General features: G+C 43.7%; 14 protein-coding genes. 11 read left to right on the top strand and 3 right to left on the bottom strand.

The features are described 5' to 3' along the window. Positions 1 to 69: 69 nt before the first annotated feature. The 4 genes from AC5YCI_RS09455 (at position 70) to AC5YCI_RS09470 (ending at position 6803) form a co-directional block, all read left to right on the top strand. On the top strand, positions 70 to 2187 hold the full coding sequence (locus AC5YCI_RS09455; RefSeq protein ID WP_496175474.1) for a TonB-dependent siderophore receptor: 2118 nt from the start codon (positions 70 to 72) through the stop codon (positions 2185 to 2187). 269 nt (positions 2188 to 2456) lie between these two features. Then, a complete protein-coding gene (locus tag AC5YCI_RS09460; RefSeq protein ID WP_496175475.1) occupies positions 2457 to 4151 on the top strand; it encodes a purple acid phosphatase family protein in 1695 nt (564 codons plus the stop codon). Between the two features lie 82 nt (positions 4152 to 4233). Then, positions 4234 to 5145: a bestrophin family protein gene (locus AC5YCI_RS09465; protein ID WP_496129521.1), complete on the top strand. Its 912-nt coding sequence runs from the start codon at positions 4234 to 4236 to the stop codon at positions 5143 to 5145. 281 nt (positions 5146 to 5426) lie between these two features. Continuing rightward, positions 5427 to 6803, top strand: a complete 1377-nt coding sequence (locus tag AC5YCI_RS09470) for an amino acid permease (protein ID WP_496175476.1) — start codon at positions 5427 to 5429, stop codon at positions 6801 to 6803. A gap of 25 nt (positions 6804 to 6828) precedes the next feature. On the opposite strand, the gene AC5YCI_RS09475 is transcribed toward AC5YCI_RS09470, so the two are convergent. After that, positions 6829 to 7752 (bottom strand): LysR family transcriptional regulator, encoded by a 924-nt coding sequence (locus tag AC5YCI_RS09475; RefSeq protein WP_496129519.1) that lies wholly within the window; start codon positions 7750 to 7752, stop codon positions 6829 to 6831. A 103-nt stretch (positions 7753 to 7855) separates the two neighbouring features. Between AC5YCI_RS09475 and aptA the strand changes: the two genes are divergently transcribed. The 7 genes from aptA (at position 7856) to AC5YCI_RS09510 (ending at position 15313) form a co-directional block, all read left to right on the top strand. Further along, positions 7856 to 9214, top strand: a complete 1359-nt coding sequence (aptA, locus tag AC5YCI_RS09480; RefSeq protein ID WP_496175477.1) for an omega-aminotransferase AptA — start codon at positions 7856 to 7858, stop codon at positions 9212 to 9214. Between the two features lie 10 nt (positions 9215 to 9224). Beyond that, a complete protein-coding gene (locus tag AC5YCI_RS09485) occupies positions 9225 to 10760 on the top strand; it encodes a CoA-acylating methylmalonate-semialdehyde dehydrogenase (protein ID WP_496175478.1) in 1536 nt (511 codons plus the stop codon). A gap of 94 nt (positions 10761 to 10854) precedes the next feature. Beyond that, positions 10855 to 12249 (top strand): amino acid permease, encoded by a 1395-nt coding sequence (locus AC5YCI_RS09490; RefSeq protein WP_496175479.1) that lies wholly within the window; start codon positions 10855 to 10857, stop codon positions 12247 to 12249. 142 nt (positions 12250 to 12391) lie between these two features. Further along, positions 12392 to 12655, top strand: coding sequence for a hypothetical protein (locus tag AC5YCI_RS09495; protein WP_496175480.1), 264 nt, complete (start codon positions 12392 to 12394; stop codon positions 12653 to 12655). Beyond that, positions 12645 to 12929: a hypothetical protein gene (locus tag AC5YCI_RS09500; RefSeq protein ID WP_496175481.1), complete on the top strand. Its 285-nt coding sequence runs from the start codon at positions 12645 to 12647 to the stop codon at positions 12927 to 12929. The genes AC5YCI_RS09495 and AC5YCI_RS09500 overlap by 11 nt, the downstream gene beginning before the upstream one ends. 2 nt (positions 12930 to 12931) lie before the next feature. Then, a complete protein-coding gene (locus tag AC5YCI_RS09505; protein WP_496175482.1) occupies positions 12932 to 14545 on the top strand; it encodes a PepSY-associated TM helix domain-containing protein in 1614 nt (537 codons plus the stop codon). A gap of 117 nt (positions 14546 to 14662) precedes the next feature. After that, positions 14663 to 15313, top strand: a complete 651-nt coding sequence (locus AC5YCI_RS09510; protein WP_496175483.1) for a 4'-phosphopantetheinyl transferase family protein — start codon at positions 14663 to 14665, stop codon at positions 15311 to 15313. A gap of 100 nt (positions 15314 to 15413) precedes the next feature. Here AC5YCI_RS09510 and entS read toward each other — a convergent pair whose 3' ends face one another. Both entS and AC5YCI_RS09520 read right to left on the bottom strand, forming a co-directional pair. Further along, positions 15414 to 16646, bottom strand: coding sequence for an enterobactin transporter EntS (gene entS, locus AC5YCI_RS09515; protein ID WP_496175484.1), 1233 nt, complete (start codon positions 16644 to 16646; stop codon positions 15414 to 15416). Then, entirely contained in the window at positions 16643 to 23740 is a 7098-nt protein-coding gene (locus tag AC5YCI_RS09520; protein ID WP_496175485.1) for an amino acid adenylation domain-containing protein, read from the bottom strand. The genes entS and AC5YCI_RS09520 overlap by 4 nt, the downstream gene beginning before the upstream one ends. Positions 23741 to 23747: the final 7 nt, after the last annotated feature.

Below are 23747 nucleotides of genomic sequence, written 5' to 3' on the forward strand. Positions count from 1 at the left end.
AAAAGTCATTAACTTTTCAAACACTTCCGACTATGATGCCGTCAACGCAATTGACTGCATAGTATTTTGATGACGCTCTCTCCACATCTAGTACATACCCCATTGGCCACGGCGATGCTTTTGATCTGTAGCGGCTATGCCACAGCGCAAGTACAACAACTCGATACCTTGGTGATCCAAGCCCAAACTCCATCTCATCTCCAGCTTGATCCATTATCAGCAAATGCACTTGAGACACCCTATAGTCTGAGCTTAATTGATGCTGAGCACATTGAGAGCCAAGGTTTAACCGGCTTAGCAGATATTGCTGCGCAGGATGCCAGCCTTGGCGAGGGGTATATTCCGATTGGTTATTATGGCAATCTGATCTCACGCGGTTTTGCTTTAGACAGTAGCAATAGTTATTTAATCAATGGGCAAACCGTGCGTGGTGAACAAAATATCGCGCTCGAAAATAAACAACAGGTGGAAGTGCTCAAAGGTGTGGCCGCTTTATATAGTCCTATGGCAACACCGGGTGGTGTACTGAACTATGTCAGTAAACGCCCAGAAGAGGTGCGTGCACTGTCGTTCAATGCCAATCAATATGGACAAATAGCTGCACATCTTGATGTCGGTGGCTTTAATGCAACTCAAGATCTTGGTTATCGGGTCAATTTGGTGACCGAAAAATTAAAACCGTATATTCAATCGGCTGAGGGCGAGCGTTATTTAGCGGCACTGGCCTTAGATTATCATTTGAGTCCCAAACAACGTATCGAGTTTGATACGGAGTGGCAACGACAAAGCCAGTATTCTGTTGCAGGCTATCAACTCTTTAATGGCGCGTTACCTCAAGGCATTGATTGGGATCATGCACTTGGTCATCAAGCCTGGTCTAAACCGGTCAAAAATGACAGCCTGAGTACGCAAATTCAATATCAGCAGCAGCTTGCCCACAATTGGCAAACAGCTTTAACTGCAAGTTTTAGTCAGGTGGTGATTGATGATTATAGTAGCTTCCCATGGGGCTGTTATAGTGAGATTTGCCAAATTGAAGGTTTAGGCAATCAGTTTGACCAAAACGGTAATTACGACTTATATGATTTTCAAAGTCCAAATGATACACGGCGGACTGTGCAATTTGGCGCCAGTTTATCTGGGCAATTACAGACGGATCAAGTTGAGCATCAACTCCATATGGCTTGGCAGAGTACACAGAAACGTCAGCAGCAACACGAAGCTATCAATGCGTGGGTTGGGGTAGGCAATGCCACGCAACCGAATGTACCATTCCCTCAGGCAGATGCACAATTGGGGCCACGTTATACTGCTTTAAAGAGTCAGCAACATAGTCTTAATCTGCAAGATCACCTCCGTTGGCATCCACAATGGTCGGCACTGTTGGGAGTCAAGTGGTTACATTTAGATGAACAAGCATATAGCAGCGATGGACAACGCCAGCGTGATACTCAAACGCAGCATTTTTTGCCACAATTGGCGCTGATGTACCAACTCTTGCCAGATGCACAAGCCTATGTATCTTATCGTGAAGGTTTAAGTGATGGGGCTGTAGCGCCGTGGTATGCCGAAAATGCCTTGGTCAGTTTAGCACCGCGTGCATCTCGGCAATATGAAATTGGCTTTAAACAAGAATTACCAGATTGGTCTTGGAATGTTGCAGTATTTGATCTGCGTCAAGACTATCAATATGCCAAGCCTCTCCTAGACGGCTTTCGTTTTGTCAATGAAGGTCAACAACACAGTCAGGGTCTAGAATTAGCACTGTTGGCACAAGTCACACCAGCCTTAAAATTAACTGCTAACACCACATGGCTACAAAGTAAGGTTAAAGGCGTAACGGGCTTTGGTCAGCAGATGCAAAATGTGCCAAAGTTTGCTGCGGTGGTACAAGCTAACTATCAAGTTGAGCAAATTTATGGCTTAAGCTTGGCAGCGGATTTGCGTTATAGCGCCAGCAAATTTGCCAATAAAGCGGCCACCGTTAAGGTGCCAGAGTATACAGTGTTAGATCTTAGTGCAGCTTATGTATTTAAGTGGCAGCGTTATCCTGTGATGTTGAGGATGCAAGTTGATAATGTACTGAATGAAAAATATTGGCGTGATGTGGGTGATTATATGGGCGATGATTATTTGTTCTTAGGCCAACCACGAACCTTAAAAGTTGCGACCACGTGGCAGTTTTAAGTTTTAGCATTTAAGTACTCATTGTTTAGAAAATCTAATCAACTTTTTGGTTTTTGAGCTGTTTCTTAGATATATCCCCGGGGATATATCTAAGCTTTATTTTAATTTGTGTAGTGCTGTTAAATAATAATATCGGCTCTGATTCCAGAAGCCGCCCAAGAATGCCAAATTTTGATGCAATCTTCATAAAAGTGTCATGGTTTTGTCATGCTATCGACATTGCACGACGCTAGGGTGTGCGGCATTGATAAATAAGGAATAACAGCAACATGCTTAAGATGAAAAATATTTTGTCGAGCAGTGTCACATTGATCATCATGAGTGGCTTAGTGGGATGTAATGATCAGGAGCAGTCTAAGACGGTGACGCCCCCTTCGGCCGAGATTGCGCCAGCGACACCCTATCGCGTTTATCCTTATTTACAAAATCCAAGCAGTGATGCGATGACCATTTTATGGTTGAGTGAGGATGATCGTCCGGTGAGCGTGACGGTAGAGGGGGTAGGCGTATTTAAGAGTGAGGCTACGCTCGCTTCGCATCTGAACTATAGTGACAGCGAAGTGGCTTATATTCATGGTGAAAAAAACTTTGGAAAAATTTTTAGCGATTTAGCAGCAGATCAAGCACCTGCAGTGCCTTATCAACATCGTGTACGTGTTACTGGCTTAAAGGCCAATACTAAATATCAATATCGTGTGGCGCATGATCCGCAACAGCCATTTACGTCCCATTTCACCACAGCCCCACAAGCGAATACCTCGACTGCGGTGAATTTTGTGGTTATGGCTGATATGGAAACAGAACCTGAATCCACACAAAAAACTGTGGCTTGGGCTGCCAATGCGACGGCACTAGGAGGATGGAAGCTGGCCAGTGATCCAAGCACCTATCAACGCCAGTACATTGTGGATCAAACACAAGGCTATCAACATAACTTAAAATATGCGGCCAGTTTAGCGCCACGGTTATGGTTAATTGCCGGTGACTTGGTTGAAAAAGGTGGTCGTCAGCTCGATTGGGATGAATTTTGGCGACATGCGGCCGGTGAATGGGGACACATGGCGTCGACCACGCCAATTTTACCGGTGTTAGGCAATCATGAAAATTATTGGCATCCAAGTGAAAGCGGTTATAGTGCTGCTGCGGCACGCCGTGCTTATGACAAATGGCAAACCTATTTTGAGTTGCCTGACAATGCTGCCAGTGATGCACGCCATCAAGAACGTTATTATCGGGTGGACTATGGTCCTGTGAGCTTTATTCATCTCGATTCTTCAAATGGAGATGATACAGATCCGAGCAAAGATACAAACTTAAGCCTCAATGGTCATGATGCACAGGTGCCAGATTTTAACCCTGGTTCAGAGCAATGGCGCTGGGCAGAGCGTCAATTGGCCGATGCACGTAGCAAGGGACAAATCATCTTCGTTCAATGGCATCATATGGCCTATGGTACAGGCGTGCATAGTCTGACATCTGGAAGTGCGGGTATTGCGCAAAATGAAGATAACCAATCAGGCCTGCCTATGCGTGTTTATCATGATTTAATGCGTCAATACCAAGTGACAGCTGTATTTTCTGGTCACAACGAATTACTTGAGACCGTGACTTTAGATGGTGTGCATTATTGGGATGTGGGGATTGCAGGCGATGGTCTGCGTGGTCCAGGTTATGTACCAACAACAGACTATGTACCTTTTGATCTATTACCTGAGCAAGCACAAGCAACGCATTGGAGTGCACATGGTGATGCTGATGAAATTTGGGAAGGTCAACGTCTCGTCAAAGGCGGGAAACATTATGGCTTTTTGCATGTCAAGGTACAGCCAACTACGGCAGGTCAGTATCAAGTGCGCTTTGAACCTCGTTATGTATTGCCGATGATGCATGAAGATGGTCGTCCGACCGGTCAGTTTAGTCAAGAAATCTACGATCATGTCATTCAGGTGAATGTTCAGCCTTAAACGCGATCTGGCCACCTCATGGACTTGAACTTTTGGATGAAACTTCATAAGGTGGCAGGATGTTAAATCGATCTTCTGTATTATGATTGTTCGCGATAAAAATAATAGCTTTAGCTTATTGTTTGCTTGGTATGGCACGATTTTGCCCAAGGTGTTGGGTGCATTGGTTTTTGTACTGCTCATTTCAGCTTTCTTGGTCTATCTGGCTCGGCAGAGCATTGTGGCTTTGCCGGAAGTACCTGCCATCGGATTTACCATTTTTGGGGTAATTCTATCGATTTTCTTAAGTTTTCGTAATAATGCATGTTACGAACGCTGGTGGGAAGGGCGTAAGCTGTGGGGAGCATTAATTGCCAATTCACGCCATATCAGCCGCGATAGTTATGTACTTGCACCCAACGAGCGCCGTGTCTTGATGTATCGAGTGATGTTATTTACTCATTTACTGCGTGATCGATTACGTCGTAATACGCAAGACTTTGAGTCTTACCGTGCGCATGTGGCCTTAGATGCGGCAGCGTTTGATGGCTTATCTACGCATATTAATGCTGCTCAATATCTTTTAGAAAAAATTCAGCAAGATCTGGTGCAACAACTCCACACCGGTCAAATCAGCGATATTGTTTATCAAGGTCTTACCCAGCATATCATTGAGCTTGGCAATATTCATGCAGGTTGTGACCGTATTGCCAGTACACCATTACCTTTTGCCTATTCGGTGTTATTGCACCGTGCGGTATATGTATTTTGTTTAATTTTACCGTTTAGCCTCAGTAATAGTTTGGGGATTTGGGCGCCTTTACTGGTGGGTGTGATTGCTTATTTGGTTTTAGGCTTAGATGCTTTAAGCAATGAATTAGAAGAACCCTTTGGCCTACAAGATAATGATTTGGCGCTTGACTCGATTGTGCGGTTAATCGAGCGCGAAATGCGTAGTGCATTGGGCGATGCTGTACCTGCGGCAACCACTGCACATCGATCTCAGCTCACTTAAACGTGCTAAAAAATAGCCTAAGTATTTTTGGTATGCCTCATAGGAATCATCCAGCACAAATAAAAAAATGATTTACTGAGCATAACAGGACGAAAAATTGCCGGGAAAATGCGCAAATTCAAATACCTCAGCGGATGAAGTCAAATTTAGTCTCACATACAAAAATCATGTAATGATAGAATCAATGCAATTTAGCACCTTGTCTAAATCTGGCCAAAAAGGGAAATGTCAAACATTTCCCTTTTTGTTGAATGAATATTTAAGCGCAAAAGGAATAGGGGATGCAGCAACAAGACATCACACCGAAACTTAAAGAAGGACTCAGTAATCGTCATATTATGATGATTAGCTTAGGGGGCGTGATTGGCGCGGGACTGTTTGTTGGTTCCTCTGCTGCCATTGCCAAAGCCGGTCCTGCGGTGGTGATTTCCTACTTAATCACCAGTGTGATGGTGTTTTTGGTGATGCGAATGTTAGGCGAAATGGCGGTGATGCAACCAGACACCGGTTCATTTGCAACTTACGCGCGTAAAGCCATTGGGCATTGGGCTGGTTTTACCATTGGTTGGTTATATTGGTGGTTTTGGGTTTTGGTGATTCCGATTGAAGCCATTGCCGGTGCACATATTTTGCATGCATGGTTTCCATTGTTGCCCAGTTGGCTGTATGCACTCTTCTTTGTGATAGGTTTAAGTTTTGCCAATTTATTTAGTATTAAAAATTTTGGTGAATTTGAATTTTGGTTCTCACTTATCAAAGTCATTGCGATCGTGAGTTTTATTGTCATTGGTACACTAGCAGTCTTTGGCCTTTGGCCTTTAGCGCCTGAAGTGAGTGGCATCAGTCATTTATTTAGTCATGGCGGCTTTATGCCCAATGGTTTTGGCAGTGTACTAGGCGCCGTGCTGATTACCGCATTCTCATTTTTTGGGGTAGAAATTTTATCCATTGCAGCAGCAGAGTCTGAAAAACCACAAGAAAAAATCCGTAAAGCCACTAATTTGGTGCTGTATCGCACCATTTTATTTTTTGTGGTGTCTATCTTCCTAGCTGTATGTTTGGTCGATTGGCGGGCAACAGAGTTACAGCAGCTAGGTACTTTTCAATATGTGCTCATGAGCCTCAACGTGCCTGCGACAAAACTGATTATTGATACTGTGGTATTTGTCGCTGTAGCCAGCTGTATGAATGCAGCATTATATACCTCATCACGCATGCTATTTTCTTTAGGTGCACGGCATGATGCGCCGCGTATCGTGACACGGGTGAATGCGAAAGGGGTACCACGTGTGGCGGTCATTGCCTCAACTGTGGTTGGGATGGTGTGCTGCTTGGCAAATTATTTATTCCCTGGTCAAATTTTTACATTTTTACTCTCCACTACTGGTGCTATTGCTTTATTGGTGTATTTGGTCATTGCGATTTCTCAGTTACGTTTACGTTACCACTTAGACGCTCAAGGGCAAACGCCTGACTTTAAAATGTGGCTGTTTCCTTGGCTCACGTGGTTAGTGATTGCGATCATTGTCATGGTGTTGGGTTACATGTTATTTTCCCCGCTGTATCGTCACGAAACATTGATGTCTTTTGGTGTGACCTTGCTGGTGGTGATCTGTGGCCTCTATGTCACGCGTCATCGGCAGCATGAACCCAACTAAGAAAAGGCAACGTAAGTTGCCTTTTTTATGCTGCTTGATAGCGTTGCTGTGCTTGTTGTAAATACTTAAAGAATTGCTCGACAATCAAATTGGTCGAATTTGATTTACGACTAATCATGCAAATTTCGGTGGTGTAGTGCATTTTTTGTGGCAATATTTGCTCGATTAAACCATCATCGAGCCATTTTTTTGCATAGTGATCGGGCAAAAAGCCTAGAAATTTTCCACTTAAAATTAAAAATGCGATGCCTTCCCGGTCTGTTGCGGTTGCGGTACAATTTAAGTGTTGGTGTAAGCGGATTGCGCTATCTGGCATTGCATAATTGGGTCGCACTGCAGGCCAGCGCCCCAAGTCATTTAAGTTAATGTCTGTTAACTGAGTGAGCGGATGTTGTTTGGCACAGTATAAAGATGAATCTTCAGCATAAAGGGGCGTATAGTCCAAGCCCGCAAGTGGCGTGACCAAAGGCACAGCGCCCAAATGCAAACGTTGATCCAGTACCTTACATTCAATATCAGATAAGGTACTCATACTTAAATTTAGGCACACATCAGGATTTTCTTCGGTCAATTGCGCGAGGCTTTCGGTAATTAGATCATGATGCATGGTGACCAAATTATTAATCAAACCCAAATGTAGTTCACCTTTTAACTGATTATGGATTTGATTGATTTTACTCCTAAAGCGCTCAACTGCTGTCGAAAGCTCTTCAAAATAGCCTAAGACTTCTTGACCTTGCTCTGTTAAAGCAAACCCTGCGCGACCCCGTTGACACAAACGCAATCCAATTCGATTCTCTAAATCAGTCATATGTAAACTAATGGCAGAACGACTAATCCCCAGCACACTTTCAGCAGCGGTAAAACTGCGACATTCGGCAACGGTCTTAAAAATCTTGAGCAGTTTTAAATCAAAATCCGTGATTTGCTGTAATTTAGTGTTTTTCATTTTAGGTAAACTTTTTTATATCTAAACGTAAGTGAATCTAAATTTATCTCTATCTCTGATCCATCTACACTCAAAGTATAAATTCAACAATAAGTAGATGGATATGAACGATATCAATAATTTAAACGATCTCAATTACCAAGCACATTGGATGCCATTTTCTGCCAATCGACAATTTCAACGTGATCCACGTTTAATTGTAGGTGCCAAAGGGCATTATTTACAGGATCAACACGGTCGCCAAGTCTACGACTCCTTGTCTGGTTTATGGACATGTGGCTTAGGTCATTGTGTACCTGAAATTCAGCAGGCCGTGGCACAACAATTATCTCAACTTGACTATGCACCGGCATTCCAATTTGCTCATCCTTGGTCGTTTAAATTAGCAGAAAAAATCGTAGAAAAAATGCCTGCTGGTCTAGAACATGTATTTTTTACCAATTCAGGCTCAGAATCAGCCGATACATCCCTAAAAATGGCGCGTGCCTACTGGCGTGCCAAAGGTTTACCTAGCAAAACTAAACTCATTGGACGTGCCCGTGGTTATCACGGCGTCAACGTGGGGGGGACGAGTGTAGGTGGTATTGGGGGTAATCGTAAAACCTTTGGTCAAATGTTAGATGCCGACCATATTCCACATACCTTACAGCCGCATATTCAATTCCATCAAGGCTGTGCTGAAACGGGTGGAGTCGAACTTGCCAATGAGATGCTAAAACTCATTGAGTTACATGATGCATCGAATATTGCCGCTTTAATTGTAGAGCCTGTTTCAGGCTCTGCAGGTTGTCTTGCACCTCCGGTGGGCTACTTAAAACGTCTACGTGAAATCTGTGATCAACACAATATCTTACTTATTTTTGATGAAGTGATTACAGGTTTTGGGCGCCTAGGCGCGTGGACTGGCGCAGAATATTTTGGCGTGACACCTGACATCTTAAACTTTGCCAAACAAATCACCAATGGTGCCATTCCTTTAGGTGGCGTGGTCGCAACGCGTGAGATTTATCAAACCTTTATGCAACAAGATTTAGCAGAACATATGGTTGAATTTGGGCATGGTTATACCTATTCCGCACATCCTGTGGCTTGTGCTGCGGGCTTAGCCACCATTCAAGCCTTAGAAGAGCAGCAGGCGATTGAAAGTGCCGCAACGCTAGCACCTGAGTTTGAGCGCTTATTGCATGGCTTAAAAGGTACACCACATATTGTCGATATTCGTAACTGTGGTTTGATTGGCACGGTACAGCTGGCCCCACGTGACGGTGATGCAGCCATTCGTCCATTTGAAGCGGGACTCAAACTGTGGCAATCAGGCTTTTACGTCCGTTTTGGTGCAGATACGCTGCAATTTGGACCCATGTTTAATGCCAAAGCACAAGATTTAGATCGCTTGATCAATGCGGTCGGTGACACTCTATATCAACTTGAAGCAACAACAAAAACAGCATGTAGCGCTTAAGGAATTACACATGAACTTTAATGAAAAATTTGATCAAGAACAACAAAACACCAATGTAGTAGGCCATTTTATTGGCGGACAAGTACTCCAGCATAGCGAACGCACCCAAAACGTCTATAACCCAGCGACAGGCGAAATAACCAAACAAGTGGCACTGGCAGACAGTAAAACTGTTGAGCAAGCGATTGCGGTTGCAGCTGCAGCTTTTCCTGCATGGCGTGATACCCCAGTGATTAAACGCGCACGTGTTATGTTTAAGTTTAAAGAACTGTTAGAGCAACACAGTGCAGAGATCTGCGCCTTGATTGGGCAAGAACATGGTAAAATTTTGCATGATGCTGCAGGTGAGTTGCAACGTGGTATTGAAAACGTTGAATATGCCTGCGGTGCGCCAGAGTTCTTAAAAGGTGAATTTAGTAAAAATGTAGGACCTGATATTGACTCATGGAGTGAATTTCAGCCGATAGGTGTGGTGGCAGGTATCACCCCATTTAACTTCCCCGCAATGGTGCCCCTATGGATGTTCCCAATGGCGATTGTCTGCGGTAACACCTTTATTTTAAAACCCTCTGAAAAAGATCCATCAGCAAGCTTATTCTTAGCAGAGCTACTTCAACAAGCCGGTTTACCAGATGGTGTATTTAATGTAGTGAATGGTGATAAAGAGGCCGTCGATACGCTATTGCATGATCGTCGTATTCAAGCGGTAAGTTTTGTGGGTTCGACCCCAATTGCTGAATATATTTATGCGACTGCCACATCCACAGGTAAACGCTGCCAAGCACTAGGTGGAGCGAAAAACCATGCCATTATCTTACCTGATGCCGATGTCGATAATGTAGTGAGCTCTTTACTTGGTGCTGCATTTGGTTCATCTGGCGAACGCTGTATGGCCTTGTCTGTTGCAGTCGCAGTTGGCGATGAAATTGCCGATGTGGTAATTGAAAAATTACAGGCTGAAATTCAAAAACTTAAATATGGCAATTACGCCGATACCAACAACGATTTTGGTCCAGTGATTAGTGCCGCTCATAAAGCCAAAGTAGAAGGTTATATCACCAGTGCAGAACAGCAAGGTGCTAAAATCGTGGTGGATGGTCGTGGTGCTGCACCACAAGGCTTTGAAAAGGGCTTCTTTGTGGGTCCAACTTTAATTGATCAAGTCACGCCAGATATGCAAAGCTATCAAGAAGAAATTTTTGGTCCAGTGCTACAAATTGTGCGTGTTGCGACCATGCAAGAAGCGATGCAACTCATTAACGAGCATGAGTATGGCAACGGCACCTGTATCTACACCCGTGATGGTGAAGCCGCGCGTTATTTTAGCAGCCATATTCAAGTGGGAATGGTGGGGATCAATGTACCATTACCTGTGCCCGTGGCATACCATAGCTTTGGTGGTTGGAAGCGTTCATTATTTGGTGACTTATATGCCTATGGTCCAGATGGTGCACGTTTCTACACACGACGTAAAACCATTACTCAGCGCTGGCCATCTGCGCATGTGCGTGAAGCCAAACAATTTTCAATGCCAACATTAAACTAAACCTACAATTTAAGGGAAATGCTGTGCATTTCCCTTATTTTTTTCAACCCGAGTATCTCTCATGTAAAAATAAAACAATAAAGGAAGCCCTGATATGCAACCCGAAACCAAACTTCCTGAAGGACTGAGTAATCGTCATATTATGATGATTAGCATAGGCGGCGTGATTGGCGCAGGTCTATTTATTGGCTCCTCTGCTGCGATTGCCAAAGCAGGCCCAGCAGTGGTGATTTCGTATATTTTAACCAGCGTATTGGTATTTTTAGTCATGCGTATGCTGGGGGAAATGGCGGTGATGCAACCTGATACAGGTTCATTTTCTACCTATGCACGTAAAGCGATTGGCCCTTGGGCAGGCTTTAGCATTGGTTGGCTCTATTGGTGGTTTTGGGTGTTGGTCATTCCCATTGAAGCCATTGCTGGTGCAGCTATTTTAAGCTCATGGTTTCCTATGGTGCCTGCATGGCTATTTGCCTTTGGGTTTGTGGTCTTCCTCAGCTTAGCCAATTTCTTTAGCGTGAAAAACTTTGGGGAATTTGAGTTTTGGTTTGCGCTGATTAAAGTGGTGGCGATTGTTGGCTTTATCGCAGTGGCGCTCATGGCGGTACTGGGTTTTTGGCCATTAGCACCCGAGGTCAGTGGTATTGCCAACCTCATTCAAAATGAAGGCTTTATGCCTAATGGTATTGGCAGTGTACTAGGAGCTGTTTTAATTACCGCATTTTCTTTTTTTGGCGTGGAGATTTTATCGATTGCCGCAGCTGAAGCCAAGAATCCACAGGAGAAAATCCAAAAAGCCACCAATTTAGTCCTATATCGCATTATTTTATTCTTTGTGGTATCTATTTTCTTGGCAGTGTCTTTAGTCGATTGGCGTTCACCCTTATTACAACAATATGGCACCTTCCAATATGTACTAATGACGCTTAATGTCCCAGGGACTAAACTGATTATTGATACTGTGGTGTTTATTGCCGTCGCCAGCTGTATGAACGCGGCACTGTTTACTTCATCGCGCATGCTGTTTTCCTTAGGGACGCGTGGTGATGCACCTAAAATCATGACGAAGCTCACCAAAGAAGGCGTGCCACGTATGGCGGTGTTGTCTTCAACAGTGATTGGTTTATTGGCTTGTTTAGCCAACTATATGTTCCCAGGGCAAGTCTTTGGCTTCTTATTGTCGACCACAGGTGCGATTGCCTTATTGGTGTATTTAGTGATTGCGGTATCGCAACTGCGTTTACGTCGTCACTACATTCAAAACAACATTGAAGTGCCCTTTAAAATGTGGTTATTTCCGTGGCTGACTTGGTTTGTGATCGCTGTGATTCTAAGTGTTCTGGGCTATATGTTCTTCTCACCAGAATATAGCTATGAAACCATGTTGTCACTGGGCATTACCACGGTGGTTGTGGTATTAGGTATTATTGTGACACGGCGTCGTCAAGAACGTCACGTTCCTCTTAAGCAGATCGTTAAACAGTCCTAAGTTTTAACACCTCAAGAAAGCCTCCAATCTCGGAGGCTTTTTTTATTGCACATGGCTCAATAAATTAAATATTATCTTTTTTATTTGATAATAATTATCATTTAATTGATAATTCCTGCATCATGATAAAAAGGGGCCAAGGATGCATACCGTTGCCTATATATTCACTTTAGTCGGGGCAATATTGGTGTATTTATCCCATTCGAATCAAATGCTGTTGCAACAATCCTTCAATACAGTCGGGATGTGGAGTGGGGTGGTCATATTATTCATCGCCGCAATCTTATTATTTTTGAGCCTGCCTAAAGCAGTTGCACTGCTGACTTGGCTGATTCTACCCATGACTGTGTGGAGCTTTATGCCTTTTATTGGCTTAGTCAAAAAAGGATTAAGCCATGAAGCCTAAAGTTCAAATTCAACCTGATTGGTGGCTTAAAAGTATTTTGGGTACAGGCTTAAGCCTGCTACTCGCGGTGGGATTAGCCAATTTAATGATTGTACTGTTTAAACCATTTATGGCGCTCGATGTATTGGCGCAAATAGGGATGTGGAGTATTGCCATTTTATTTTTAATTTTGCTCTTCGGTTGTTTTTACTTTAAAACCGGCTGGCGCATGGTGGTGGTGATGAGTGTCATCAATCTCTTCAGCTATACGCTGATCTTTACGCTGCGAGGTTAACGATGAAAGTTCGTAGCGATCTTATGAAACTCTCCAAAACCATGCATACTTGGGTTGGCGTCTGTTCTGGAATTTTACTGTTTATTTGCTTCTTTGCCGGTGGCTTGAGCATGTTCCAACATGATTTGAGTCGTTGGGGTACGCCACAAACACAAGTCTTACCTGATATTCAAGCGGACCAATATAATCAACTCATTGCCCAAGTACAACAGGCGTATCCTGCAACACAAAAAGGCTTTACCCTGAATATTTCCTCGCAAGAGTTTCATCATGCACCGATCACATGGACTGAACGCCAAGGTCGAGGTGAGGGATTTAATACCTTGCAAACAGCGCACTTGGCCAGTCTAGATCGCCAAGGTGAGTTAATCAGCAGTCAAGAAAATCTCTCCAAAATGGGCTGGCTGATTGAACAACTGCATGAAACTGCAGGGATTCCGGGCATGGCCGGACATCACACCTTAGGGGTGTACGTCATGGGCGTGGTGGCAGCACTGTATTTTCTGGCTTTAATGTCGGGTTTAATTATTTTACTGCCGACATTGGTCAAAGATTATTTTGCAATTCGTCCGGGGAAAAATAAGAAGCGTTTTTGGCTAGATACACATAATGTGATTGGTATTAGTAGTTTACCATTTCATATTGTGATTAGTTTTACCGTTGTGGTCTTTGCCTTCCATGATTATTTTTATGATTCTATTCGGCAATTGGCTTTAAAAGGCGAGTCGCCTTTTGCACGAGCACCGGCTCAGGTCATTGAGATTCAACAACAGCATATTGATGTGCAGCAAATTTTGGCCAAAGTCCAGCAATTTGCGCCAGAATATGAGGTGAAATACATTCAATTTAGTGGTTTAGATGAACCACAAAAAGCCAATGCACGCATTGCATTATATAGTTCATCACAGCTACTACGTGGGGCAAATAACGACTTTATGCGTTTAAATCCTTACAATGTGGAGGTGTATGATCATCGTGGAATTAACACTCAAACAGACCACGCCAATACGTTGATTAATGCCTTATTTAGTATGCATTTTGGCAGCTACGGCGGCAATGGCGTGCGCTGGATTTACTTTATTTTAGGAATTGGTGGGGCATTCTTATTCTATTCAGGCAATATTTTATGGATAGAAACGCGTGCACGTAAACAAAAGCGCCCACAGGATCCTGTACCAGAGCAACGTAAAGATGTGATTTTTCTTGCCAATCTTACCATTGGTACTTGTTTAGGCTGTGTACTGGCGATAGCAACCAGCATGTTGGTGGGCAGATTGGCGCATATCTGGATGGAAGTGAATAGTATCAATCATCTCTATATGTATAGTTACTATGCAATATTCATGATTGTCACTTTATATACCTTTGTGATTGGTTATCAGCGTGCCTTAGCGCAGATCTTATGTAGCATTGCAATGATATTAATGCTGATTCCAATATCGTCCTTGGTGGCATATCTATGGCCGAATAGCGGTTTGTGGTACCACGCAGATAGCATCAGTATTGATCTGGTGGCCATTCTATTGAGTTTTCTATTTTTCCAATTTTACAAAAATGCGAAAAAACGTGCCATAACTGCAGAACCTGGCAGTTTATGGGCATTAGAAAAAGCTTAAACATCTCAATTGCGTATAAGCCCAATCAGGCTTATACGCGCTTTAAATACTCATGTTATGCAATTTATCAATCATATTAAACAGTTATTATTTCCATATATTCTACTTGAACATACTGTGTTAACAAATCAAGCTGCCCATATTCAAAAACTCCCTGGTGCTTTACAACAAGCGGCGATCACACGAAAAGATGAGTTTTTAACAGGGCGTTGTCTTGCTGCGAAAATTTTGCAACAGCAGGGTATAGAAGATACTCAAAATGTGTTCCATTATCCGTTACCTGAGTGGCCTACAGGTTGGCTCGGGAGTATTAGTCATTGTGCAACTGATGTAATTGTTGCCTTAACTCAGCAAGCCGATTATCTCGGTATAGATCTTGAATATTGGGTTGACGCTGAATTTGCGATGCAAAGTGCTGATTTATTACTACATGCGCATGAAAAGCAACTGTATGCGAACCTTGCCTCGCAACTCTCTTGGACAGAATATTTGACTTTAGTCTTCTCGATCAAGGAAAGTCTGTATAAGGCCATCTATCCTAAAGTGCAGCAATACATTGATTTTTTAGAGGCCTACATTGTAGATATTGATTTAGCGACGCAAACCTTAAGTTTAAGTTTTACCGCAGACATCCAACATCAGCATCAATTACAGCGTGAATATTATGGTTATTGGTATGCTGACACAGACTTTATCGCAACGATGGTCAGTGATCTTATCAATAAAATGCCTTTGCAGCCTGAAGACTCAGCAATGAGCAGTGCTTAAAGCTATGCAATCCGAAGCAGATTGAAGTCACAATGCTTAAGATTTAAATATACAGACAAGCATTAAAAAAGACCCAATCGGGTCTTTTTTTAAAGTAAGTCTAAAGACTCGGATCTTGAATAGCAGCACGGCGCATGCCTTGTAGCTTGATTAAACACAGTAAGCCAAAGCTGAGACTGAGCATACCAAAGCAAAATAGACTGCTTGAAATAGGTAAAAAGCGGGTGAGGACACCTAATCCGGTGGCGGCAATAGAATCCCCAGATGCATCTTGTGCCAGCCAAATTGAGTTAATACGGCCCAAATATTCATCCGGTGTATGTCCTTGTACAATACTGTATTGCAGCAAGTTGGCAACAGACATTAAATAACCAAAAGTACATAACCATACTAAGCACAAAATCAGCCAAGGCGTCATACTGATGAAAATAATACAACTGAATACCCCCAGACAGGCATAAAGCATCACCAAGCCCGGACGCTGAATCTCTTTCGCCCACGCACTAAAGAGTGCAGCGAAAGTTGCACCTAAGGGTACAGCAGCATACATGAGTCCTAAACTAGTACTAGACCCCCCAAATTGAACAGCATTCCACTCGGGGAATAAAATACGAATCGCACTACTAAAACCTAAACAGGTTCCAATTAAAATGGTACTGCCAACAATTTTATTGCGGAAAATAAACTCAAAGCCTTGTTTGAGTTGTTGCAGAGGATGTTCATTCTGGGCGTTGGATTTGGGTTGCATTTGCGGTAGAGCCAGCAGCAAGAGCACGGTCATCAGTGTACCAATTGCAGAGATCCAGTAGACATTGGCAACAGAGGAAGAGGCAATTAAGATACCGCCTAAAGCTGGCGAAATAACGGTCGCTAAACGTACAGACAGCATACTAATTGCGCGGGCCTGAATAATATTTTCACGCCCAACAATACTCGGCATGATGGACATCATGGCCGTGACACCAATCGCGCCAAAGAAGCCATCCCAAGCGGCAAGGCTATAAATTACATAAAGTGAAGGATCTGACCACATCGCATTGATGCCTAGACCGACAAAACCGAGACCACATAGACTACGCGCCCAAACAATTAACCCTTTACGTTCATAACGATCGGCCAATACACCGCCTAACAATAAGCCAATAAACATCGCAATACCTTCACAGGCAGTGGCAAATGCCACCGCCAATGAATCACCGGTCAGGTCATACACCTGTTTGGGAATGGCAACCACGAGCATACCAATTGTGAGTAAGGATAAAGTTCTGGCCCAAAACACATGACGAAAATTTTTATTAGTTTTAAGTAAACTAAAATCAGTCAGCCATTTCATGCTTTAGCCTCACGGCGTGCTGCAACAATTTGAGCATTTAAAATTGGTCCTAAAGTTTTTAATTGCGCTGGTGATAAAATGGTGCTGTGACTGGCCTCCGCTAAGGACGTGATCGTGAGACGATCGACCAAAGGTGTCCATACCTGTTCTGGCTGAATATAGTTGAGCAACCCACGTTCAGCCACGCTTAAATATAGATGTCCCTTAAAATGAGGCATTTGATAAGGTTTTAATAAACGTACAGCATCACGATAATTGGCAAAGATATCCTCTTGCATACGTGTTGCCTCAGCATACAATTCGGGATCGGCATCGAGCATTAAATCAGCAAAGAATTGTAATTGCTCTGCTTCAGCATTTTTTTCTTCTATGGATTCTTCTTGCCATTGATGAATTTCTGCTGGATAGGTATCGAGTAAGCCTAAATAATCAACTTGTTCACCTTGGGCTTGTAATGCGGCTGCCACGCTGTAGGCAACCGTCCCCCCCAATGAGTATCCGAGTAAGCTATAAGGGCCATGCGGTTGTAATGCTTGAATTTGCTCAAGCTGTGCGCTGACCAATTGTTGCATGCTCTCACTGCGTGCCAATAAACCATCAGGACGTGGCGATTGTAAACCAATCAAACCAATCTCAGCATCGATATAAGGGCTAAGCGCAGTATATTGCCAAGCCGAGCCTGAACCTGGGTAGAAGCAAAATATTGGTCGTTGTGAACCTTCACGAATCGTAAATACAGGATCTGTGCTGGCATTGGCACTTGTATCCTGATGATTGAGAAGATGAACCAAACGTGCAATGCTGACATGACTCATCAGTTGCTGCATAGCAATGTTTTGATCAAAACGTTTACGAATTTCGATCGCCAATTTCATGGCTAAAATTGAGTGACCGCCTAAGCTAAAGAAATCTTGTTCTACACCAATACGTTGTTGTGTATTGAGCAGCTTCTGGAAAATCGACTCTAATTGTTGCTCTTGGGCAGTTTCAGCATAACGCATGACTTGCACATGTTGCTGAGGTTGTGGGAGAGCTTTACGGTCTAATTTACCATTATGTGACACTGGGAATTCATCTACACGGACCCAATGCTGTGGCAGCATATATGCAGGCAGCTGTTGGCTTAAGGCATGTTTCAGACGATCAATATCTACCTCTAACGCTGTTTTTAGATAAGCGACTAGGCTCAGTTCAGTCGTTTCGCCAACTGGCATCGCATGTACGACCACTTCACTCCGTGGCACTAAACTTTGCAGCAGTTGTTCAATCTCGCCCAATTCGATACGTTGACCACGAATTTTGAGCTGATCATCGCTACGCCCTAAGTATTGTACGCTGCCATCGCTATTCCAACGTGCCATGTCGCCGGTACGATACATTCGTTGACCGGCTTTAAATGGATTGGCGACAAAGCGTGTTGCAGTTAAATCACTGCGCCCTAAATAGCCCAGCGCCAATTGATCACCTGCTAAATATAATTCGCCTTGCTGATCAAAACCAACAGAACGTAAATGTGCGTCTAGAATATAAAGTTCAGTATTCCAAACCGGATAGCCGATCGCGACGCTGCTATTTGTCCCTTGATCTTGTGCTGCAGGGAAGTAGCTAACATCGACTGCTGCTTCTGTTGGGCCATATAAATTATGCAGTTGAGCACTAAAATGTCGTCGGAAAGCGCTTGCTAGATGTGAGCTTAAGGCTTCGCCACTACAGAACACCTGCTTCAGCGGCAGGGCTTGAATTTGTGTTGGATGCAGTGCTTGTTGCACGGCACTTTCAAACACAGAGAGCATGGATGGGACAAAGTGCAAAGTCGTAATGTTGTGCTGTTGAATGCATTCGATTAAGGCCAGTGGATCACGATGGGCATCTGGCGCTGCCATATACAGACGCGCACCAACAAGATACGACCAGAAGAACTCCCACACTGATACATCAAAGCTACACGGCGTTTTTTGTAAAATACAATCGTGTTGATCAAGTGGATATTGATGTTGCATCCACAAAATACGATTGACAATCGCTTGGTGTGACACCAATACCCCTTTGGGGCGTCCCGTAGTGCCTGAAGTGTAAATTAAATAGGCCGGATGGGCAGGGCTAATTTGTGTGGGGTTAAGACTTTGAGTTTGGCTCTCAATAGCGGCTAACTGGTCAAAAATAACGCTCGGCATAGCAGCAATCGCATTGAAGCGTGTATCTGCTTGAATGAGTACCTTCGGCTTAGCATCTTGTAACATAAACTCAATACGCTGCAGCGGATGTTGCACATCAATCGGCATATAAGCCGCACCGGCTTCAATCACCGCTAAAATTGCGATACTTAAATGCACAGATCGTGGTAAGGCTACCGCAACAATCTCACCCGGACCAACACCATGCGATTGTAGCTGCGCGGCTAAATGCTCAACTTGGGCGCGTACTTGTGCAAAGCTCAGGCAATGCATTGCATCTTCTAAGGCGATCTGATCCGGTGTTTGAAGGGCTTGCTCACGCAATAACGCTTGCAACGTGATTTGCGGTACAGGATATGCTGTTTGATTGACCTGTTGAATCAAAGCGGCGGCCTGTGTATCTAGCAGCGGATAAGCGCTAATCGCTTGCTCAGGCTGAGTTAAGGCGATTTCAATCCAACTAACCAAACGTTGTAACAATGCTTCAGGTGCTTGTAATACGCCACGTTGTTCAAGTAATAATTCAATCTCTTGATCTGGAATGACCAATAACGCCAGTGGATAATGACTATAGCCACGATTGGTGAGATTGGTAATGTGCGCATCACCTAGAGCCTGCTGTAAATATTGATGATCAGGATAATTTTCAACCACCAATAATGTGTCAAATAATGGGCCTTGAGCACAGATTTCTTGAATGGCATTTAAGCCTAAACCGTCATGCTCAAGATGGCGCATATGTAACTGTTGCAGCGCATCTAATTGTGACCATAGATCTGCTTGTGGATCAAGTTGGACACGTACCGGAATCGTATTTAGAAATAGTCCAATCTGTTGATCTAGGCCATCAATAGGCGCAGAACGACCCGCTACAGGGGTACCAAAGACCACATCCTGCTGGTGATTAAAGCTATTTAAAGTCATCGCCCACAGCATTTGCATAAACACGTTTAAGGTAATGCCGCGCTGACGTAACTGTTGCTGTAGGGCTTGAGTCAAACTGCGATTTAAACATATACGCTGCTCTTGGACCGCTTGATTCACCTGATCAAATAAAAGGGTCGTTGAACAGGTGTGCAAATCTTGTTGCCAAATACTGCGGCTTTCCTGCAGATCACGTTGTACAAGCGCCTGAATCACACTGTCATAGCTGTGCGATAACGGTGGTAAAGGTTTTAAATGAGTAAAGGCAGCAAGCAAATCTTGCATAAACAGTGGGGTTGACCAACCATCGGTGATCAGGTGATGCACAATCAGCACGAGTTCTGCACGTGATGGGGTGTGTAGTACCACAGCACGGATTAAACCGTAGCACTGATCAACTTGCATTGGTGTATGCAGCGCTTGTTCAATGTGTACTTCGAGCTGATCTTCAGAGACATAGAGATGTTGTAATGGCCAATCGTGTAGATCTTGATATGGATAAACAAACACAGCCTCGTCACTCGATTGACTATCAAAGCAACCGGCTAAATGTGGATGTTTGTGTAAGACCAAATTCAAGGCCAACTGCAAACGTGGCATATCAATATGACGGTCGAGGCTTAAGCGGGTAAAGGCTTGATAGTCGGCTTCTAGACTGCTTTGCGCATGGAATAACATGCCTTTTTGTAAGGGCAGTACAGGTAAAAAGCGAAAATGTTGGGCAGAATAACGCTGTTGTAGGGCATTTAAAGTGGCTTGATCGAGTACTTGTGCTTTGATGCTTGGCTTGGCTTCAGTTGGTTTTTGTACAACTTTGGCCATAGCGGCAATGGTTTTTAAGCGAAATACATCACTTGGCTTTAAGATCAGGCCGTGTTCACGCAATTGGGTACACAGCATAATGGCAGAAATACTATCCCCACCGACCATAAAGAAGTCATCATCAATGCCAATGCGGGTTAATTTGAGTACTTTGGCGCTAATATCACAGAGTAATTGTTGCTCAGCGGTTTCAGCTTGGCGGCTTTGTACACTGACCTGAGGTTTGGGCAGCGCTTTCTTATCCACTTTACCACTGACATTACGTGGAAACTCTGCCATGACCATCAGTGCTGATGGCACCATGTAATCAGGTAGATTTTGGCGTAATTGGGCTAAATACTGTGCTGCCAGCGCTGTAGCAAGCTGCTCATTTAAATCACGATCTTTCACCACACAATAACCGAGTAGACGGTGACTGTTATGAATAGGCTCAGCGATGACGACGACACTTTCTACGTCTTCTAACAATGACAGGGCATTTTCGACTTCACCAATTTCGACCCGATAACCACGAATTTTAATTTGATCATCACAGCGGCCCATGAATTCAAGTTTGCCCTGATGATTCCAACGGACTAAGTCACCTGTACGATACATCCGTTGACCTGACATAAATGGATTGGCCACGAAGCGTGTTGCACTTAAATCGGCACGGCCTAAATAGCCATTGGCAATACCATAACCGGCAATATAAAGCTCACCAATCACGCCAGTTGCGCAAGGTTGTAAATACGCATCTAAAACATAAGCTTGTGTATTGGCAATTGGATTGGCAATCACTGGACGTTGTGTGAGTTTAAGTTCTGCACGGAAAGTATCCACTGTATATTCGGTCGGGCCATATAGATTATGCGCGATTAAGTTGGGCTGTGCATTGAGCTGTTGCCATAAGGCCACAGGTGCTGCCTCACCACCAATTAAAATCAGGCTTGGATGATGTTGCCCCGGCTCGAATAAGCCATTGCTCATCATTTGTGCGCAAAAAGAAGGCGGTAAATCGAGGGTATCAATATGACGGGCTTGAATTTCTTGCACTAAGGCATAGGCGTCACGGCGCATATTTTCATCAAAAATATGTAACTCTTGTCCCCAAATCATCCAAAAGACCTGTAACCAAGAAGAGTCAAAGGAGAATGAATGAGTATGTGCCGCACGTAACGTACGCTCAGGGAAACGCGTATTGACTGCTTGTAAAGCAGGCAGGTAGATACTTGGACGGTGCGATAGAATTAAATTGACCAAGGAGCCATGGGTGTTCATCACGCCTTTAGGACGTCCTGTACTGCCTGAAGTAAAGATCACATAGGCCACATCTTGAAAGTCAAACTGACGTTGCTGAGCTGTAATATCCTCAGCCGATTGCGCCTGAATTTCTGCTTGTACGGCAGCATCATCTAAATAGAGCTGCGGCATATTGTTTGGCAGTTTTTGACTGAGCGCTTGTGTGGTCACCACAAACAAAGGATGTGTATCTTCAGACATCATGTGCATGCGTTCAATTGGATAATCTAAATCGAGGGGCAAGAAGCTGGCCCCTGAGTTGAGTACCGACAGCATCAAAATAATTGAATCGCTAGAACGTGAAATCGCACCAGCCACGACTGTCTGGCGCCCAGCACCTTTGGCCTTTAAAAAACGTGTCAGCTGGTTAATTTGCGTTTTTACTTGGGCAAAACTGAGCTGCTTTAAATGGGGTCGTTCACCACTGACAATCGCAATGCGTTCTGGATATAAATTGGCTTGTTCATAAAAAATATCCAGTAAATTATTATAATGTGCTGGATGACGAAACACCGGTCCTGTACCCCACTCACGGAGTAATCTTTGTTCAGCAGGTGAAATTAAATTGAAGCTCTGACAGGCAGCGTCTGGTGCATATAGCGCCTGTTCAAGCAATAACGTCAAACGTTCAGCATGTGCTTTAAGCTCAGTCAGACGGTAACGTTCTGCATCGGCACGTAATTCAATGACTAATTCACCATTTTGTAGCATGAATGAAAATTCAAAATCATCGATTGGACCGGTCGAGATATGATGGGTATGAATGCTCTCACCATCGATATCAAGTGCTTGATCAAATGCTTTGTAATTTAAGATCGGACCATAAAGGCGTTCATGTACATCAATGGCATTGAGATCACGTAAAATTTGTTCGGCATCGTATTTTTGATGTCGGCGTACACGTTGCATTTCGGCTTTTACGTGCTGTGCTAAGCTTAACCATGACGCTTCTACTTCAACATGGAATTGTACCGGCAAGACATTTACGGTGGGTAAAGTTGAACGCAAGGCTTTTGAGCCGAGGCGGCGCATAAAGGGAATACCGACCACCAAATCACGTTTATCAGTCATTTTGTGTAGATAATGTAATGACAATGCCATCACCATATCAGGTAAAGCGAGTTTATGCGCCGCACTTAAGGCTTGGATTTTTGACAAAATGCCAGCTGAAAACTTGAGTTGATGTTGGATAAAATGTGCAGTGGTGGTCGCGGTGCGATGGTGAGTCGATAGTGTGATTGGCGTGGCCAATTCGCGACAATAGCCTTGCCAGAACTCACGATCCTGCGTAAATGCAGCACTGGCTAAATAGGCTTCACGCTCTTGGTGCACCTCAACCAAGGAGATAAAAGGTGAGGCTGAAATGGCTCGATTATGGTGAATGTCTTGATAGAGTTGGACAATACGTTTACTCAGATGAATAAAGCTAAAACCATCTAACATAATATGATGATAGCGTTGATACCAAAAGATCTTATCATGGGTAATAAACAAGACCTGACGATATAAGCTGGCACCTTGATCTTTGAGAGATTTAGCTGCTTCACGATCAGATGGCATCCAACTCCAAAGCCGTTCTAAAGCCTGCTTTTGGGATAAATGACGAAAATCAAAACATTCAATCTCAATGTGTTTATGCGCCAATTTTAAATAGGGCGCTGCTGGGTCACTTGAGTAATCAGCCACCACACTGTCAGCCTCATTTAAGCCTAGCTGAATGGCTTGTTTAAATTGCTCTAGGTTGAGATCTTTAGGCAACTCTAGACAGTGCGCGATACTATATAGATCATTTACTTCAGACAGATGGTCGGCTAGAAAAATACCCAATTGGGCAGATTGTAAAGGCCATTGTTGTTGTAGATAGGCTACATCTTCAGATAATTTTTGATTCATGATATCT

It is taken from the genome of Acinetobacter sp. CY17, assembly GCF_059515825.1.